Origin of the sequence: Parafrankia sp. Ea1.12, assembly GCF_900465275.1 — a bacterium.
Lineage (GTDB): Bacteria > Actinomycetota > Actinomycetes > Frankiales > Frankiaceae > Parafrankia > Parafrankia soli.
Genome location: NZ_UBIZ01000718.1, coordinates 1 through 1,092, shown reverse-complemented (window position 1 = coordinate 1,092; position 1,092 = coordinate 1). Strand labels below are relative to the sequence as shown.

Annotated in this window: 1 protein-coding gene; it reads right to left on the bottom strand. The window is 66.5% G+C overall.

Annotated elements, in window-relative coordinates; genetic code table 11:
• Window positions 1-262: 262 nt before the first annotated feature.
• Window positions 263-1,092, bottom strand: an 830-nt coding sequence (locus tag FMEAI12_RS35925; RefSeq protein WP_235015156.1) for an ABC transporter substrate-binding protein, incomplete at its 5' end; no start/stop codon positions are given.

Sequence of the window (1,092 nt, the reverse complement as noted above, 5' to 3'; positions counted from 1 at the left end):
ACCAGCAGCTCCGCGCCCGCTACTTCGCCTCCCGCGCGACCCGCCCCACCTGGCTACACACCGTCAACCACCCCGCCGCAGGCGGCGTGATCAGCTGACTACAGATTCCGGCCAACTGGGAAAAGCCACATTCCTGTGCCTGGCACCTGATCGTCACGTGGGACGCATGCGCGGACGATCCGCTGGCGGTTCTGGCGCGTCGAGATGACGCCGGGTCAGAGAAACACCGCGTTTTCCTGGACGCCGCAACCGGGGTCCTGGGCTACTTCGCGATCCACAGATCCTCGGGTAGCAGGGAACCCGTACCGTACTGCACGATGCCGCCCACGTTCTTGCCCGTGATGACGGCAGGCGCCGACCGGGTGAGGAAGATAGCCGGCATCGCCTCGGTCAACCGTGCCTGCGCCGCGTCGTAGGCCTTCTCGCGGTCCTGTTCCGATGCGCCTGTCCGCCCCGCCAGCAGGGCGTCGTTGAGCGCCTTGTCGGCGATCCCGGAAAGGTTCGCCGGCGAGTCGCCGCTGAAGGCCGTCCACAGCCGTGGTTCGGGGTCCTGGAAGAACGCTGACGACGTGGTCGCGTCGAAGTCGTGCGTCGTGCGCAGCGAGACGATGTCGGCAACCTCGATGATCTTGACCTGGACGCTGACGTTCTTGAACGTGCCGAGCTGGGCCTGGATGTTCTCCGCCGTCGTCCTGCTCTCCGAGGTGGGGGCGGTGGAGACGGCGAAGGACACCGGCTTGCCTTCCGCGGCGAGCTCGTCGAACAGTCGCTGGGCGGTGGCCTTGTCCGCCTTGCGCAGCGGCGTGTCCGAGTAGAAGGGCGAGGCCTTGCTGAACAGCGTGTCGACGGGTGTGCCGGTTCCGTTGTAGGCGGCGAGGTTCAGCGCATCGATGTCGAGCGCCGCGGCCACGGCCTGTCGGGCGCGAATATCGTTGAACGGCTCTCTGCGCGTGTTCAGGGCGATGAAGTAGCCACCGCTGAGCGGCAGGAGGTCGGTCGGCAGACCCGCCTTCTCGGCCTTGGCCAGGTTGATCCAGTTCGTCTCGACGGCAACATCGGCGCCGTCACTGATCAGGGTGTTGTAACGCTGGT